The following is a 16130-nucleotide window of genomic DNA, read 5'->3' on the forward strand; positions in this document are numbered from 1 at the left end:
CTTATTGAATACGATGTAAGGCTAAATGTGCAAGGTTCATTAACGCTTGGCGGGATTCAGATTCAGGTAATTCAAGTAATGCGGCAATCGCAGCTTCGGTTTCTTCGGTGGCACGTTGGCGGCAATAATCAAGTGCACCTGAATTGTGCACAATTTGAATCACTTGGTCTAAATGGTCGGTACCGCCTGTGGCAATACTTTTACGAATAATGGCATGCTCATCCCCTTGGGTATTTTTGAGTGCGGCAATCAATGGCAAGGTCGGTTTACCTTCCATCAAGTCGTCACCAATATTTTTACCTAAAGTTTCTGCATCTGAGGTGTAGTCTAAAATATCATCAATAATTTGAAAAGCATTGCCAAAATGACCGGCGAATTTTTTCAAGGCTAAGGCAAATTCTGGTTTTTTAGCCAAGATTGCCGCACCTTCAGTTGCCATTTCAAATAGGCGTGAGGTTTTGCCATGAATAATGGCTAAATAAGTCTGTTCTGTGGTGTCAGGTTGATGCTGAGACTGTAACTGTAACACTTCGCCTTCGGCAATTTCACAGGTGCCCGTGGAAAAGTTTTTAAGTAATTTTAAATCGTCTAAATCCACCAGTAAGTCAAAAGCGCGTGAAATTAAAAAATCACCCACCAAGACTGCAGTTTGATTGTTCCAAGTGGCATTGGCAGTTGGACGGCCACGACGTAAACCTGATTCATCGACTACATCGTCATGCACTAAGGTTGCGGTATGTAGCATTTCAATGATGGCTGCTAAACGACGATGCGCGTCTAAATCAGTAACACCACAGGCTTTGGCTGCCAATAAACACATAATTGGACGCATGCGTTTGCCACCTGCTTCGACCACATGTTTACTCACTGCCATCACTAAGGCAACTTTTGAGGTAATGCCTTCATTAATAAATGTGTCCATCGCAGCAAAGTCTTGAGCAACAGGAGCGAGAATATCTTGCTTAAAGTCGATGGCCATGAAAGACAAACCTCTATAAATATAAAATTGCAAAGAGAGTGTAACAATTTATCTTAAACATAGGCATGTGCAAATGCCCATGTTTGTTGAAGACGCTCGAAAAAGCCGCCATTTTACAACATTTCAACCATTTCTAGGTCGACTGGGTAGGCTTTAAGTGCGTACCGAATAGCTAAAAACTTATTTTAATTGCTGAAACTTACACAAAATCAGCCATGTCGGTCAAATAGTATCAGGAATTTAAGCTTTTGCTGCTTTTTTCTACAGACAATATTTTATGTAAAATGGCTTGTTGTTTAGCCGAGAATCACTTAAAATTCCTCGCTTCGTATAACCCCCAGTGGCGTTCGTTTGAAGTTCAATATGTTGTTGTATTGGCACGAACACACGGGTATTTTGGAGTACACTATGTACGCAGTAATCCAAACCGGTGGTAAACAACACCGTGTTGTTGAGGGTGAAACCCTTAAAGTTGAATTATTGAAAGCTGAAGTTGGCGCATCTATTACGTTTGATGACGTATTAATGCTTGTTAACGGCGAAAGCATTCAAATCGGTGCTCCAGTTGTAGCTGGCGCTACTGTAACTGCTGAAGTAGTTAGCCACGGTCGCCACGACAAAATCCGCATCATCAAAATGCGTCGTCGTAAGCACTATCGTAAACAACAAGGTCACCGTCAATGGTTTACTGAGTTGAAAATTACTGCGATCGCAGGCTAATTCTAGGAGAATATAGAGATGGCATCTAAAAAAGCCGGTGGTTCGACTAAAAACGGTCGCGACTCGAATCCTAAAATGTTAGGCGTAAAAATCTACGGTGGTCAATCAGTTACAGCTGGTAACATCATCGTTCGTCAACGTGGTACTGAGTTCCACGCTGGTGTAAACGTAGGTATGGGCCGTGACCATACTCTATTTGCTACTGCTGATGGCGTAGTAAAATTCGAAGTGAAAGGTCAATTTGGCCGTCGCTACGTATCTGTTGAAGCGTAAGTTTTAATAGAAAAAAAGCCCGCACCTGTTGCGGGTTTTTTTTATGCGTCATATGCAGCTAAAACTCCATCATGATGGATAAAATCCTACATTTACTTGAAATAAAACAACAAAACTGCCAATTTTCTCCCATATTTAGCGGTAAATTTGGTTTAACATGAGCGAAACACATAACTGATAACTAAGGTGATCACATGAATATGTTAGGTAAAACACTAAGTGCAATGGCAGTGGGTGCAGCGAGCCTGACACCGCTGATGGTCACAAGTACCTATGCCGCGCCGGCAACAGAACAGGTTGCGACTCAAAACTTAGTTAAACAATTGAGCGGTATTCAAAGCCTAACAGCCAACTTTGAGCAAAGCACCAAAACCTCAGCCAAAGCCAAAAATAACAAAGCTTTGACGGCTCAGCACATGAATCAAACTTTCAAAGGGGTCATGAAGGTTGAACGCCCAGGCAAATTCCATTGGCAAATTAATAGCCCTGTCAAACAAACCATTGTCAGTACTGGCCGTACCGTGTGGATTTACGATCCTGATTTAAAACAAGCAGTACGCCAAAGCTTGGATGAGCAAGTGGCCAATACGCCAGCGTTGTTGTTATCCGGTAATACTGCGCAAATTCAGCAGGCATACCGGATCTCACAGCCAGATCAAAGCAAAACTTATTACACTTTGTATCCAAAAAATAAAGAGGGCGCATTTCAAAGTTTAACCATTAGTTTTGGGGCTAAAAATGCACCTACTTTAATGATTCTTGAAGATTCATTGGGTCAAACTACACACGTGCGTTTTAGCAACACCAAAGTCAATGCCAAGATTCCAGCCTCGACCTTTAACTTTACCCCACCAAAGGGTACGGACATTATTGATCAATAACATATATCGCTTCTAAAGCAGCCTACGGGCTGCTTTTTTACTTGTTTAAAAAATGTTCTTTTACTTGGATTTTTAACATGCAGAATTTTTTTGTGGCGCTATAGTGTGGCTTCATTTTGGCTTGAGGTAAAAGGTGTCATGCAACAGTCTACCGTGTGGATCGTATTGACGTTAATGTTGGGGCTTATGGCGTGCCAACCCAAAGATGCACCGCGCCCCAGTGATCCTAAACCGCAAGTACCCAAAGTAGTTTTGCTTGAAAGCCAAGCCATGGAAGTGAAGTTGGCACGTAATGAAGTGTGTACCGAAAAGGGCTGCACCTTATATGACATGCAAAGCGTACAAACCAACCTACCTTGGATTGATGAATACTTCTTAACACGTTTGGCTGAGCTTGAACCTGAGGCATTTCAAGTCGATGCTGAGGTGGTAGTGCCAGATGTGAGTAACGAAAAAGTTGTACTCGAGCAAAATAATCAATTTGTACATTATATTGGCCAGCGTAAAAATATCGCCATGTTTGCCATACAAAGTTACAGCTATGGTGGTCAATTGCCGCAAAGTATGTCACATCATGAATATGTCAATTTTGATCTAAACTTAGAAAAACGTTTGGCGCTCAAAGATATTATCCACAAAGGCCAAGAAGCGGCCTTACTTAAGCTGATGTATGATAAAAATTATGCATGGCTGAAACAGCGTCATATTGAACTTGAACAATTAAAGCTCAGTGATAATTTTTATTTTTCCGCCAAAGGCTTAACTTTGGTTTATCCCGTCTATGAACTAGGCAGTTATGTCGATGGCATGACCGAACTCAGCGTACCCTATACATTTTTAGCCAAAATTCTAAAGCCTGAATACTTACCAAGTTTGCCAAATTACGCCAAAGCGCAAAAATAGGGTAATTGCTGTAATAAGACACAGCAAGCAAGGGCGATTACTGTATTTTTTGCTTTGAACAGCTTACACTATAGCCAGTTTTTTTCTTCAAAAAGATTGGCTATGATCGACCCGAAATTACTCAGAAATAATATTGAGGCTGTAAATTTAGCCTTGGCAAAACGTGGTGTACAGCTTGATGTTGCAGAATGGGCAGACTTAGAAGCACGCCGTAAAGAGATTCAATCTAAAACTGAAACGCTACAAGCAGAGCGTAACACGGGCGCCAAACAAGTCGGTCAAATTAAAAAAGCAGGTGGCGACGCTTCGGACATCATGGTACGTATGTCTGCGATTGGCGATGAAATCAAAGCAGCTGAACAAGCCTTAGCTGAATTACAAGCGGAGCTTGAAGAAAAGTCACTGTCTATTCCAAACTTACCGCATGAATCTGTACCTGAAGGTCGTGACGAAAACGATAACGTTGAAGTATTAAAGTGGGGCACACCGCGCCAGTTTGATTTTGACATTAAAGATCATACTGACTTAGGTGAGTGGATGGGCGGTTTAGAGTTTGAAACGGCAACTAAACTGACAGGTTCACGTTTTAGCGTTTTAAAAGGCCCGCTTGCGCGCCTACAACGTGCCTTAACCCAATTTATGCTTGATACACATACGCTTAAAAATGGCTATACCGAAGCCTATGTGCCGTATTTAGTGAATGCAGATTCATTACGTGGTACAGGTCAGTTGCCTAAATTTGAAGAAGACTTATTCAAATTACAAGGTGAAAAAGAATTCTATTTAATTCCAACTGCTGAAGTGCCAGTGACCAACTTTGTCCGTGACGAAATTATTGATCCTGAACGTTTACCACTGAAATATGCAGCACATACGCCATGTTTCCGTAGTGAAGCAGGTTCTTATGGTCGTGATACACGCGGTTTAATCCGTCAGCATCAGTTTGACAAAGTTGAAATGGTGCAAATCGTAAAACCTGAAACGTCAATGGATGCATTAGAAGAATTAACCGGTCATGCAGAAGGCATCTTACAAGCCCTTGGTCTACCTTACCGTAAAGTCGTGCTATGTGGCGGTGATATGGGCTTTGGCGCGATCAAAACTTACGACTTAGAAGTGTGGGTACCAAGTCAAAATACCTACCGTGAAATTTCTTCATGCTCATGCATGGGTGACTTCCAAGCACGTCGTATGAAAGCACGTTACCGCGCTGATCAAAAGAAAACTGAATTTGTACATACTTTAAATGGTTCAGGTTTGGCGGTAGGGCGTACTTTACTTGCAGTCATGGAAAACTACCAACGTGCCGATGGCTCAATCGAAATTCCTGAAGTATTACGTCCATATATGGGCGGCTTAGAATTTATTGACTAAGTCATTGTGTTTTAAAGTTGCGATGCCTTGAGGCATCGCAATTGTTTTTAGACAATCAAAGAAAAATCAGAGGGTCGCCGTGGAAATTTTTCCCATCTCTTTAAAGTTGCAGCAGCAACCTTGTTTGATTGTTGGTGGTGGACATATTGCGTACCGCAAAGCGCTGCTATTAGCCAAAGCAGGTGCAGTGATTGATGTCGTGGCGCCTGAAATTGAAGCCAATTTGCTTGAACTGGTGCAAAGCAGCCACGGGCAATATGTCGCTGCGCCTTTTAGTACAGATTTTCCCCTTGCTCACTATCGTTTAGTGATTGCTGCAACGGATCAAGCACAGGTCAATCAAGCAGTATTTGAACACTGTGAAGCACAAAATATCTTGGTCAATAGTGTGGATGATCCACCGCATTGCCGCTTTATGGTACCTGCGATTATTGACCGTTCACCCTTGGTGATTTCTGTGGCCAGTAATGGCACCTCGCCGGTGTTATCACGCCAAATTCGTACGCAGTTAGAAACCACAATTCCTCATGGTATGGGTAAATTGGCTGCGTTTTCGGGCCAATGGCGAAGTACCGTCAAAGCGAAAATTATCAATCCAGATGAACGCCGCATTTTTTGGGAAGACTTATATGCAAGTCCACTCAAAGAACAGGTATTTAATGACAATCTAGCTGAAGCAGAGCGTCTTATTGAGCAAGCCTTAAACGAGTGGAAAACCCCAAAAGGCGAAGTGTATTTGGTGGGCGCAGGGCCAGGTGATCCTGAACTACTCACTTTAAAAGCGCTACGCTTAATGCAACAAGCTGATGTGGTGATTTATGACCGCTTAGTGTCTGAGCCAATTATGGACTTATGCCGCCGTGATGCCGAAAAAATCTATGTTGGCAAAGCGCGCTCGAATCATGCGGTACCACAAGAAGGTATTAATGCCTTATTGGTCGAGTATGCACAGCAAGGTAAACGTGTTTGCCGCTTAAAAGGTGGTGATCCTTTTATCTTTGGTCGGGGTGGCGAAGAAATTGAAGAACTCTTTGCCGCAGGTGTACCATTTCAAGTCGTCCCAGGTATTACCGCGGCATCGGGTTGTTCAGCCTATGCGGGTATTCCGCTCACGCATCGTGACTATGCACAAAGTGTACGTTTCTTAACGGGTCATCTTAAAGAGGGTTCACCAGAGTTACCTTGGCAAGAGCTGGTTTATGAAAATCAGACCTTAGTGCTGTATATGGGTTTGGTGGGCTTAGAGAAAATTTGCCAACGTTTGATAGAGCACGGGCAACGTCCAGATATGCCAGTGGCATTAGTTTCTAAAGGTACGACGCCTGAGCAAAAAGTCGTGGTGGGCACTTTAGCGGATATTGCGAGCCAAGTCAGCGCACATCATATTCAAGCGCCAACCTTGACCATTATTGGTGAAGTGGTGCGCTTACGTGAACAATTACAGTGGCAAGGCTAAGGCTTTGCCGTTTAAATAGGTAGAAAACCCCGTGATTCATGTTGTGTTATACGAACCTGAAATTCCTGCAAACACAGGCAATATCATTCGTTTATGTGCCAATACAGGTGCACAATTACACTTAGTTAAACCCTTAGGCTTTGAGCTCGATGATAAAAAGCTCAAACGTGCAGGTTTGGATTATCACGAATATGCCAACATGCAGATTTGGGACAATATTGACGCATGTTTAGCAGATTTGGCCAGTAAAGGTATTGGTTTAGATGCGGTGTATCCACTCACCACCAAAGGCAGTGAAACCCCGCATACTTCGGATTTAAACCGACCAGTGGCATTACTTATGGGCCCTGAAACACGCGGTTTACCTGAAAATGTACGGATGATGTTTCCAGAACAACATTGGATTCGTTTGCCAATGGCTGAAAACTCACGCAGCTTAAACCTCTCCAATGCCACGGCTGTGATTGTCTATGAAGCATGGCGTCAGCAAGGCTTTAAAGCATTATAAAAAATACCACCTTCGGGTGGTTTTTTGATGTCAAGACTGTTGAGCAAAGGTAATTTTGGTTATAACCCTAACTGAATTGATAAAAGAAGAGCGTGATCTTGAAAATAACACACAACTTAAGTCCTTTAAGCGTATTGGTTTTATCTTTGAGTCTGATGACATTAAGCGCGATGACACAGGCGACAGAAGTCCCTACAGCCAGTGTAGAAGCACCTACACCAAGCATTGCACCTGAACCAGTGAGTCAAGCAGAAATTAAACAAGCCTTACAAGCCATGCAGCTTAAAATGCAGCAGCGTATTAAAACATGGGGCAAAAGCTTAAGCCCAAATGATTTTGAGCGGACTTGGCATGGTCGTCAGCTTAAAAAAGCTAAGCGCCAAGAGGTGTGTGGCATTTATCAAAGTGTAGTGAATGATACCTATCAACTCGCTGATGCTAATCGAGCGCGTTTAAGTGCAGAAGCTCAGCAACGTTTACAAGACCGCGATGCTTTTATTCAAAGTTTAGGCTTTAAAGATAATTTGGTAGATACCCAATTGGGCTTTAACTGTCGCTTAAGATAAGATATAAAAAAAGGCGCTTTAAGCGCCTTTTTTTATTGGTCTCAATTAACGATCATCAAATTCGTTATGTTGAGGGGCTGGCTGTTTAAAGCCTTTGGTTTTATAACCTAAGTATAAAATACCTATCATGGCCCACCATAGACCATATTTTAAAGAGTCTTCTTCAATTTCAAGCCATAGCGCAAATACGCTGATAAAACCGAATAAAGGTACAAGGACAAAATTGACAATGTCTTTGAAATTCTTAGTTCGACCATCACGTAAAGCATAGCGTGAAATTACTGATAAGTTCACAAAAGTAAAGGCAGTTAAGGCACCAAAACTAATCAGTGAAATCACCATGTCTAAGTCCATAAAGCCAGCCGTTAACGCCACCGCACCCACAATTAAAATATTGTACGATGGGGTGAAGTTTTTAGGGCTAATATGACCAAAGATCTTCTTGTTAATTACGCCGTCGCGACCCATCACATACATTAAACGTGATACACCAGCATGAGCTGAAATCCCTGACGCCATTACGGTAATAATCGCAAAACCAAGAACATAAGCTTGGAATAACGAACCACCCACTAAGAGCAGAATTTCTGGTTGTGTTTCAGCAATATTTTCAAAATAACTGCCCGGTGTATTTGGGAAGTAAATCTGCATAAAGTAAGTGCTGATAATAAAGATCACACCTGCAATGAGTGCAGTTAAGAAAATTGCTTTTGGTAAAGTCTTTTCAGTGTCTTTGGTTTCTTCGGCCAATGAACTGAGTGAGTCAAAACCTGTAAATGAGAAACACAGTAAAGTTGCGCCAGTAATCAGTGCACCAACTGAGGTCAACTCGTTCCAAAATGGCTCAAGGCTCCACAATTGATAACGTGCATCAGCAGAAATTGGTCCATCTGCATTAAAGCCCGCTTGTAACTTGCTGTAGACCAAGTAAGTAAATACCGCAATCACAATCAACTGTACAAAGACAATTAAACTGTTAAAGTTGGCAACAAAGCGCGCACCGCGTAAGTTAATTCCCGTCATAAAGGCGGTGAGCACTACGACCCATACCCAATGATTGACCGATGGGAACAGTGCCTCTAAGTAGATCACTGCCAAGATAATATTCACCATTGGCGACAATAGATAATCTAGCCAAGACGACCAGCCCACCATAAAGCCAACATTGGGGTGAATTGATTTTTGTGCATAGGTATAAGCCGAACCCGAGGATGGGTAACGACGGATCATATGCCCGTAGCTTAGAGAGGTTAATAAAATTGCCACTAAGGCAAAAACATAAGAGGTCGGAACATGAAGGTTACTTTCTTCTGACACCAAACCAAAGGTATCAAACAAAGTCATGGGTTGGATGTAGGCCAAACCAATAATAATAATGTGCCAGAGTCCTAGCGTTTTTTGCAGTTTCGCTGCCGATTGAGTCCCAGAAACATTAGTCAACGGCGTTATCCTCTTAATCGTTGATCAAGGATCAGTCATTGTGTATAAGGACCGTTTGAGACGAACGATCCCCCCAGAGATAAAATAAAAGTGCGCCAATCTACTTGAAATGTTCGCACTTGTCAGCAACTTTCTTTGCTACTAGCAGAAAATGTGCCATGTAAGCCAGCTGAGATAAATTCATAATAAAAGCCTGATGCTTAAAAAAACATCAGGCCTATTTGGGCTTATATTGGCTTAAAATGCTCAAATTACCAAGCTTTTTCTAAGATCTGCTTTAAATCTTTTAGGCTGGCTTCTTTAGGATTATAGATGATCGAACCATCATTTAAGGCTTTTTCTGCGATCTCATCGAGCTGCGCTTCCGAGACTTTATGTGTTTCACGTAAAGTACGTGGCAATTTGGTCAAGCTATAGAGTCGATCACGCATGGTCATGATGCTCGTAATGGTTTTTTCGGCACGTAAGTGTGCTGGTGTTTGCGCATAAATTTCTGCCCCAGCCAAAGGCAGCAATAAATCAGCGATTTTTTCGCTATTCACCGATTGGTTGTATTCTAAAACATACGGTAAGAATAGATTCATACATAGGCCATGTGGTAAATGTGCCACAGCGCCTAAAGCATGACCCAATGAATGTACTAAGCCCACCATTGAATTAGAAAACGCAATGCCTGCCATGGTCGAGGCTTGGGCCAACTCTAAACGTGCTTGAGCATCTTCAGGATTATCGAGCACGCTAAATAAGTTTTCGCTGACCTTTTTTATGGCGGCTGTGGCATAGGCATCACTCATTGGATTTGCCGCTAAGCCAGTATACGCTTCAATTGCATGGGTCATGGCATCCATGGCAGTCATGGCAGTTAAATGCGCTGGCAGGGTTTTGGTCATACGTGGATCAAGAATGGCAGCATGCGGCATTAAATAATAAGAGGCAAAAGCCATTTTGACATTTTTCTCAGGATCTGAGACCACCGCGACCATAGTGACTTCTGAACCAGTACCTGAGGTGGTTGGAATTACAAAAAATGGCTTAAGCGCTTTAGGTAAGTTGTGTGCACCTGAATATTGCAGTAAGTCATCACCGCCTTCAGAGACTAAAATATTGGTGGCTTTAGAGGTATCAATCACCGAGCCGCCACCCACAGCAATAATGGCATCACAGTTATGCTGACGATATAGCTCGGCAGCTTTACGCACGGTATCTAAGCTTGAATCAGGAGGGACATCGTCAAAAATAGCCGCAATCACAGTGTTTGTACTGACAAATGCAGCTTCAACTGGGGCTAATAATTTATTGGCACGTACGCCTTTATCGGTAATGATCAGCGCACGTTTGGCACCTAAGGTGGCAAGTTCAAACGGAATATGTTCTAGGGCTGCATGACCGGCAATGACTTTGACTGGACAGAAAAATTCATAATAAGGCTTAGCCATGTTTGTTACTCCGTTTTAAATAAGATTGCGCCACTTTTAAGTAAATATGCGCGGCACCAGAAAGTTTTTGTTTTAAAGCTAAAGATTTTGGATATTCTTTGACAGCAAGCTCAGCTAAGAGTTTAGGCAAAATCAGTGCTTCCATCTTATTTAAGCAGCGCACTAAACGAATCGCATTACTTAAATCACCATCTGCCACCATACGGTCATTGGCAAAAGCTTGCGCCGTGCTTTCTTGAAAAGAAAATACCAAAAAGGCATGGCTTAAATGTTTAAATTGAATAGTGAGATCAGGCTTTGCTGTGTAGTCGCTGAGCAATTCAAGTTGGGCATTATGGGTTACTCGGGCCACAAATGCAGGTCCTTTGGGAAAAACACCCATTGACAGCACAAAACCTGTGGGAAACTTACTCACCTCAGCTTGAACTTCTTGATCGACTTGGCTAGCCATCACCAGACCACGTCCAATGATGTCCATCATTAGCTTAACGTAGGTCTGCTGTAATGCCGGCTTGACGGCGCTTGCTGCAATCACAGGCGAATCCTTTTTTATAAAGAGTTATTTTTGCTTGAGGGCGAGAAGCCCTCATTTTTTTTAATTTAAGCGTCAATCACTTGAATGTCACTAAAGTAACCGCTGGCACGTAAACTTGCAATCATATCTAAGCACAAGTCATCAAAGCATGGATAGTCAGCTACGAGGTCCATGACACGTACCATTTCAAGTCCAGCATAACCACATGGATTAATGGTATGAAAACCAAATAAGTCGCAGTCAATGTTTAAGGCTAAACCGTGGTAGCTGCGTCCTTTACGGATTTTAAAACCTAGCGAACCAATTTTACGTTCGGAAACATAAACACCAGGCGCATCAGCTTTGGCATAGGCTTGAATACCGTATTTGTTAAGCAGCTCAATCATGAGGTTTTCAGCATAGCTCACTAAACTGCGTACATTCCAACCCAAACGATTGAGGTCAAACATAAAATAAGCCACCAATTGACCAGGGCCATGCCAAGTGACTTGACCACCACGGTCACTTTGCACCAAAGGAATATGGCTGGGCATTAAAACATGCTCAGGCTTACCCGCTTGACCTTGGGTAAGTACATCGTGATGCTGCAAAATCCACAGTTCATCTGGGGTATTTTCATCACGTTGTTCGGTGAGGCTTTTCATTTCTAAAAAGCGCTCTTGATATGGAGTTAACTCATGATAATGACGAATAATTAAAACAGGTTTGGCAGCAACATCTGTCACAGCGTGCGTCCTATACATCTAACAATTGCTGTTGATTATAAGATGAATTGAGATAAAAAGGGCAAAGGCTAACAAGCATAAAAAAACACGTCCGAGGACGTGTTTTTAAATTAAAGTGCAGTTTTAATCAGCGGGCAAGCTGCAAGGTCTGCATAGACAGCATGTACTTGTTCAAGTTCTTCAAAACGCAGCTGGGCAGTTAAAGAGTGATACTTACCCGTGCGTGAAGGCGTTATGGTCATGCTGCTGCCATCAAAATCTGGAAAATGTTTTACGAAAATCTCAGTTACAGCCACATGTAACTCGGTACCTGCAAGACCAATCAATTTAATTGGATAGTCCATAGGGAAGACCCATAGATCTTCTTGCAGTTCGCGTGATGGAGTACGATTGGTCATGTCAATCATGGGATACCTCTAGATTAAAAATACCTGCATTAAGCAGGTATTTTGATGTATGCGCTAATACTCATATTATGGGGCAGTTTGCCCCATATTCAAGTGCGTATTGTCTTAGCGATAGATTAGTCATTCTCAAGGAATGAACGTAAGTGTTCTGAGCGTGAAGGATGACGTAATTTACGTAATGCTTTCGCCTCAATCTGACGAATACGCTCACGGGTCACGTCAAACTGTTTACCCACTTCTTCCAATGTATGATCGGTTGGCATATCAATACCAAAACGCATTTTTAAGACTTTTGCTTCACGTTCGGTTAAGTTTTCTAACACTTCACGGGTTGCTTCTTTTAAGCCTTCAGACGTTGCCGCATCAATTGGAGACGTAATGTTGCTGTCTTCAATGAAGTCACCTAGATGCGAATCTTCATCATCACCAATTGGGGTTTCCATCGAAATGGGTTCTTTGGCGATTTTCAGTACTTTACGTACTTTCACTTCGTCCATTTCTAAACGTTCACCTAATTCTTCAGGTGTTGGTTCACGCCCCATTTCTTGTAACAATTGACGCGAAACACGGTTAATCTTGTTAATGGTTTCGATCATATGTACTGGAATACGGATGGTACGCGCTTGGTCAGCAATCGAGCGGGTGATCGCCTGACGAATCCACCATGTTGCATAAGTTGAGAACTTATAACCACGGCGGTATTCAAACTTATCTACCGCTTTCATCAAGCCGATGTTACCTTCTTGAATTAAATCCAAGAACTGCAAACCACGGTTGGTGTATTTTTTCGCAATCGAAATCACCAAACGTAAGTTAGCTTCAACCATTTCTTTTTTAGCACGACGCGCTTTGGCTTCGCCAACTGCCATACGTTTTGAAATGTCTTTGATATCTTTAACGCTTAAGCCAAGCTCTTTTTCAATATCCGCGATCTTTTGTTGGAACGCTAAAATATCTGGGCGAACTTTTTCAAGATAGCCTTTTTGATCTGGGCTGGCTTTGGCAATTTGCTCATCTAACCATGCAAAGTTTGATTCTTGACCTGGGAAAGAGGTACGGAACTGAGTACGGTCCATACGACCACGACGAATTGCATAACGCATCACTTCACGTTCAGAACTACGAATTGAGTCGTGTGTACCACGAATCATTTCTGAAATTAAATCAAAAAGACGCGGGGTAAATTTAAACATCATAAACACAGTGGCAAGTGCTTCTAAAGCTTCATTGGCTTCAGGGCTGTTGCGACCATGTTTTTCAATCACGCTCTTGGTGTTTTTCCAAGCGTCAGACAGCTCAGCAAAACGCGCTTTGGCAATTTCTGGATCAGGACCTGAATCGGCTTCAGAATCATCATCGCTTTCAGATTCTTCTTCTTCGTCATCATCGTCAAGTTTGACATCTTTGGTTGGCTTAGTCGTAGATGTTTCTTCATCATCGTCTAAGTCCGCATCGTCTTCTAAAACTTCAGGAATATCTTCATCAGTTTCTGGGTCTAAATAACCAGATAAAATGTCAGCAAGACGACGTTCGCCTGCAACATAGTCATTATATTCTTGGAGTACAACTTCAACTGCATTTGGCCAATAAGCAATTGAATTGAGAACGTCGCGAATCCCTTCTTCAATACGTTTGGCAATGCTGATCTCGCCTTCACGCGTTAAAAGCTCAACTGTACCCATTTCACGCATATACATACGTACAGGGTCAGTGGTACGGCCAGGCTCATTTTCTACCGAGGCAAGTACCGCAGCTGCTTCTTCTTCAGCCACTTCATCGGCTGCATCAGCATTGTTCGAATCGAACATGGTGTCATCAGATTCAGGCGCACGTTCATGCACTGGAATACCGACGTCTTGAAGCATTTGAATAATGTCTTCAATCTGTTCACTTTCCGTGATTGAGTCTGGGAGATGATCGTTAACCTCAGCGTACGTTAAGTAACCTTGCTCTTTGCCTCGGCTAATCAGCGCCGCTACTTGAGAAGTAGGGGAAGTCATATCGCTCATCTTTGCTTACTCTTCATTGAATCTGTGGCAGTAAAAAACCGTGCATGATAGCACAATTCTCAAAAATAGTTTTTGAATTGATCGCTCAGGCATGATTTATAAATATATAGTTACAGTACAATATGGGGATGCTTGTCTAAATTACAAGCTTAAAAAGCTGCATTGCTGTAAATCTATGTGCATCTTAACATGTTTAACATTGAATGATGCTGTGTGCAAAAAATACACAAAAATCTAGACGAAAAACAAGTACAAAATGGTAAATTTAAGCCAAGTGAAATAATAAAACTTGACAATATAAAAAAAGGCAGATAAATAGCGCCTAGACCCATTACATTTTTTCATTAGAGGTAGTTTTAGTGTCTTCGACAGATTTTGAACTAGATGATAGCTACGGTGATGATGATGTTAGTTTTGAAGAGGCCTCAACTAAGCTGAGTGCTAAAGAGTCGTTGGAAAAACGCCGCCTCATCGATGAATTACTCGCGCAACGTCGTTTAGAACGTGAACTTAAGGAATTTGATTACGACATCGACGATGATGACGATTTTGACGATGAAGATTAATCAATTTCAATGTGGCATGGCTTAAATAAATGCTATGCTAAACCTTTCGATATTTCTAAGTTTGGATATTAGATGAGTGCTTTTGATTTAGACCAGTTAAGTGAATATCTAGATGGTGACCAAAATGAATACGGTCTAGATTTTGCAGCAACACATGGTTTTTTATGTGCTATTGCAGTTGGCCCTCAGTTTGACAAATGGTTAGATGAGCTGTTTGAAGGCAATCAGAAAAAGGTTCCAGCAGAAATCATCGCACAGGTTAAAGCATGGTTAGACTCAATTCGCCAAAGCTTGGCCAATGAAGAAGGGATTGAATTTCCTTTTGAAATTGAAGAAGCAGACACTGAATCAAGTTTAGGTGACTGGAGCGTTGGCTTTGTTGACGCAATGTTCTTAAACGAAGAAGCATGGTTTACCGATGAGTTTGAAGAACAATTGGTTGACTTAACTTTACCGATTATGGTGTTTAGTGGCATTGACGAAGAAGATCCACAAATGGAATCATTCCGCCGTAATGGTCAGTTGATGGATGAGTTAGCGGAAGAAATTCCAGATAACTTAAACGAAATTTATTTGATGTATCACACACCAAACTAAGTTTTTATTTAAAAAGCACCCTCGGGTGCTTTTTTTATGGCCTATGTAAGCCGTTGCCAAGCATCTTGGCTGGCTTGTTTGGCTTGTTGCCAAGTTAAACGTGATTCACCTTTGACTTGCTGCCATTTTTGCTCTAGCTCGGCTTCTACCTGACTAAATGAAGTATCTGCAGGATGTAAGCGTCTTTCTTCATAACCTAAACGATAGGCTTGTTGATAATCACGCTGGTAGCTTGCATCAGGATATTGCTTTAAGGTGTGTTGGTAATAGGGCATATTAACGCTTTGCTCGCGCCAATAATGGTCTTCTTCGGTTGGATTAATGGCTTCGGCGGCACCTTTGCCCGCCAGTCCACCGACCACTGCACCAACTACACCGCCAACGACTGCGCCTACAGGACCACCGACTGCACCAATAGCCGCGCCTGCAGCAGCGCCACCTGCGGCACCCACGCCTGTACCAATTGGATGGGCGCCGGGTTCACCACTGAGCGGATCGGCATTTAAATGCTGGTGTTGTTGATCACTTAAGTTGTTTTCAATGCCTTGATCGACATTGGCATGCAGCGGATGGGTTTCTACAATGCCATCTCCCGTAGGTGTATCTGTGTTTAGGGACTGAGCTTGTATCGCATCACGAGCTAGTTTCTCACGCTGTTCAGACGATAAGCTTTGATTAACTTCATTGATATCTGGACGATGTTGATCTGACATAAGCTCACCTTAAAATTGTTGTTATAAGTTCATTAAGGTAGA

General features: G+C 42.3%; 18 protein-coding genes. 10 read left to right on the plus strand and 8 right to left on the minus strand.

The window, feature by feature from the left end; all coding sequences use genetic code 11:
* Position 1: 1 nt before the first annotated feature.
* Positions 2-979: an All-trans-nonaprenyl-diphosphate synthase gene (sdsA, locus tag AC5YCD_RS00065; RefSeq protein ID WP_496128107.1), complete on the minus strand. Its 978-nt coding sequence runs from the start codon at positions 977-979 to the stop codon at positions 2-4.
* Between the two features lie 408 nt (positions 980-1387).
* On the opposite strand from sdsA, the gene rplU reads away from it, so the two are divergent.
* The 8 genes from rplU (at position 1388) to AC5YCD_RS00105 (ending at position 7660) form a co-directional block, all read left to right on the plus strand.
* A complete protein-coding gene (gene rplU, locus AC5YCD_RS00070; protein WP_122901579.1) occupies positions 1388-1699 on the plus strand; it encodes a 50S ribosomal protein L21 in 312 nt (103 codons plus the stop codon).
* An 18-nt stretch (positions 1700-1717) separates the two neighbouring features.
* The gene (rpmA, locus tag AC5YCD_RS00075; RefSeq protein WP_122901581.1) at positions 1718-1972 is read left to right on the plus strand and encodes a 50S ribosomal protein L27; all 255 of its coding nucleotides are present in this window, start codon (positions 1718-1720) and stop codon (positions 1970-1972) included.
* A gap of 194 nt (positions 1973-2166) precedes the next feature.
* On the plus strand, positions 2167-2853 hold the full coding sequence (gene lolA, locus AC5YCD_RS00080; RefSeq protein ID WP_496128108.1) for an outer membrane lipoprotein periplasmic chaperone LolA: 687 nt from the start codon (positions 2167-2169) through the stop codon (positions 2851-2853).
* 138 nt (positions 2854-2991) lie between these two features.
* Positions 2992-3756 carry an RsiV family protein gene (locus tag AC5YCD_RS00085; RefSeq protein ID WP_496128109.1) on the plus strand — a complete coding sequence of 255 codons (765 nt, stop codon included), beginning with the start codon at positions 2992-2994 and terminating at the stop codon, positions 3754-3756.
* A gap of 102 nt (positions 3757-3858) precedes the next feature.
* The gene (serS, locus tag AC5YCD_RS00090; protein ID WP_496128110.1) at positions 3859-5130 is read left to right on the plus strand and encodes a serine--tRNA ligase; all 1272 of its coding nucleotides are present in this window, start codon (positions 3859-3861) and stop codon (positions 5128-5130) included.
* 79 nt (positions 5131-5209) lie between these two features.
* Positions 5210-6586 carry a siroheme synthase CysG gene (gene cysG / locus AC5YCD_RS00095; protein ID WP_496128111.1) on the plus strand — a complete coding sequence of 459 codons (1377 nt, stop codon included), beginning with the start codon at positions 5210-5212 and terminating at the stop codon, positions 6584-6586.
* Between the two features lie 31 nt (positions 6587-6617).
* Entirely contained in the window at positions 6618-7094 is a 477-nt protein-coding gene (locus AC5YCD_RS00100; protein ID WP_496128112.1) for a tRNA (cytidine(34)-2'-O)-methyltransferase, read from the plus strand.
* A gap of 98 nt (positions 7095-7192) precedes the next feature.
* On the plus strand, positions 7193-7660 hold the full coding sequence (locus AC5YCD_RS00105) for a hypothetical protein (protein ID WP_496128113.1): 468 nt from the start codon (positions 7193-7195) through the stop codon (positions 7658-7660).
* Positions 7661-7705: 45 nt separating this feature from the next.
* Here the strand turns inward: AC5YCD_RS00105 and AC5YCD_RS00110 are convergent, their stop codons facing one another.
* From AC5YCD_RS00110 to rpoD, 6 genes are all read right to left on the minus strand, one after another.
* A complete protein-coding gene (locus AC5YCD_RS00110; protein WP_496128114.1) occupies positions 7706-9100 on the minus strand; it encodes an APC family permease in 1395 nt (464 codons plus the stop codon).
* A gap of 251 nt (positions 9101-9351) precedes the next feature.
* A complete protein-coding gene (locus tag AC5YCD_RS00115) occupies positions 9352-10536 on the minus strand; it encodes an iron-containing alcohol dehydrogenase (protein ID WP_496128115.1) in 1185 nt (394 codons plus the stop codon).
* Complete coding sequence (locus tag AC5YCD_RS00120; protein ID WP_496128116.1) at positions 10529-11071, minus strand: hypothetical protein; 543 nt, start codon at positions 11069-11071, stop codon at positions 10529-10531. Before AC5YCD_RS00120 ends, AC5YCD_RS00115 begins: the two co-directional genes overlap by 8 nt.
* 65 nt (positions 11072-11136) lie before the next feature.
* Complete coding sequence (lipB, locus tag AC5YCD_RS00125; protein ID WP_496128117.1) at positions 11137-11796, minus strand: lipoyl(octanoyl) transferase LipB; 660 nt, start codon at positions 11794-11796, stop codon at positions 11137-11139.
* Between the two features lie 110 nt (positions 11797-11906).
* On the minus strand, positions 11907-12194 hold the full coding sequence (locus tag AC5YCD_RS00130; RefSeq protein WP_496128522.1) for a YbeD family protein: 288 nt from the start codon (positions 12192-12194) through the stop codon (positions 11907-11909).
* A 125-nt stretch (positions 12195-12319) separates the two neighbouring features.
* The gene (rpoD, locus tag AC5YCD_RS00135; RefSeq protein WP_496128118.1) at positions 12320-14212 is read right to left on the minus strand and encodes an RNA polymerase sigma factor RpoD; all 1893 of its coding nucleotides are present in this window, start codon (positions 14210-14212) and stop codon (positions 12320-12322) included.
* 359 nt (positions 14213-14571) lie between these two features.
* On the opposite strand from rpoD, the gene AC5YCD_RS00140 reads away from it, so the two are divergent.
* The gene (locus AC5YCD_RS00140; RefSeq protein WP_122901603.1) at positions 14572-14778 is read left to right on the plus strand and encodes a PA3496 family putative envelope integrity protein; all 207 of its coding nucleotides are present in this window, start codon (positions 14572-14574) and stop codon (positions 14776-14778) included.
* Positions 14779-14850: 72 nt separating this feature from the next.
* Positions 14851-15375 carry a YecA/YgfB family protein gene (locus AC5YCD_RS00145; protein WP_496128119.1) on the plus strand — a complete coding sequence of 175 codons (525 nt, stop codon included), beginning with the start codon at positions 14851-14853 and terminating at the stop codon, positions 15373-15375.
* 41 nt (positions 15376-15416) lie between these two features.
* Here the strand turns inward: AC5YCD_RS00145 and AC5YCD_RS00150 are convergent, their stop codons facing one another.
* Positions 15417-15941, minus strand: a complete 525-nt coding sequence (locus tag AC5YCD_RS00150; protein ID WP_496128523.1) for a hypothetical protein — start codon at positions 15939-15941, stop codon at positions 15417-15419.
* Positions 15942-16130: the final 189 nt, after the last annotated feature.

Source organism: Acinetobacter sp. CY05 (assembly GCF_059515805.1).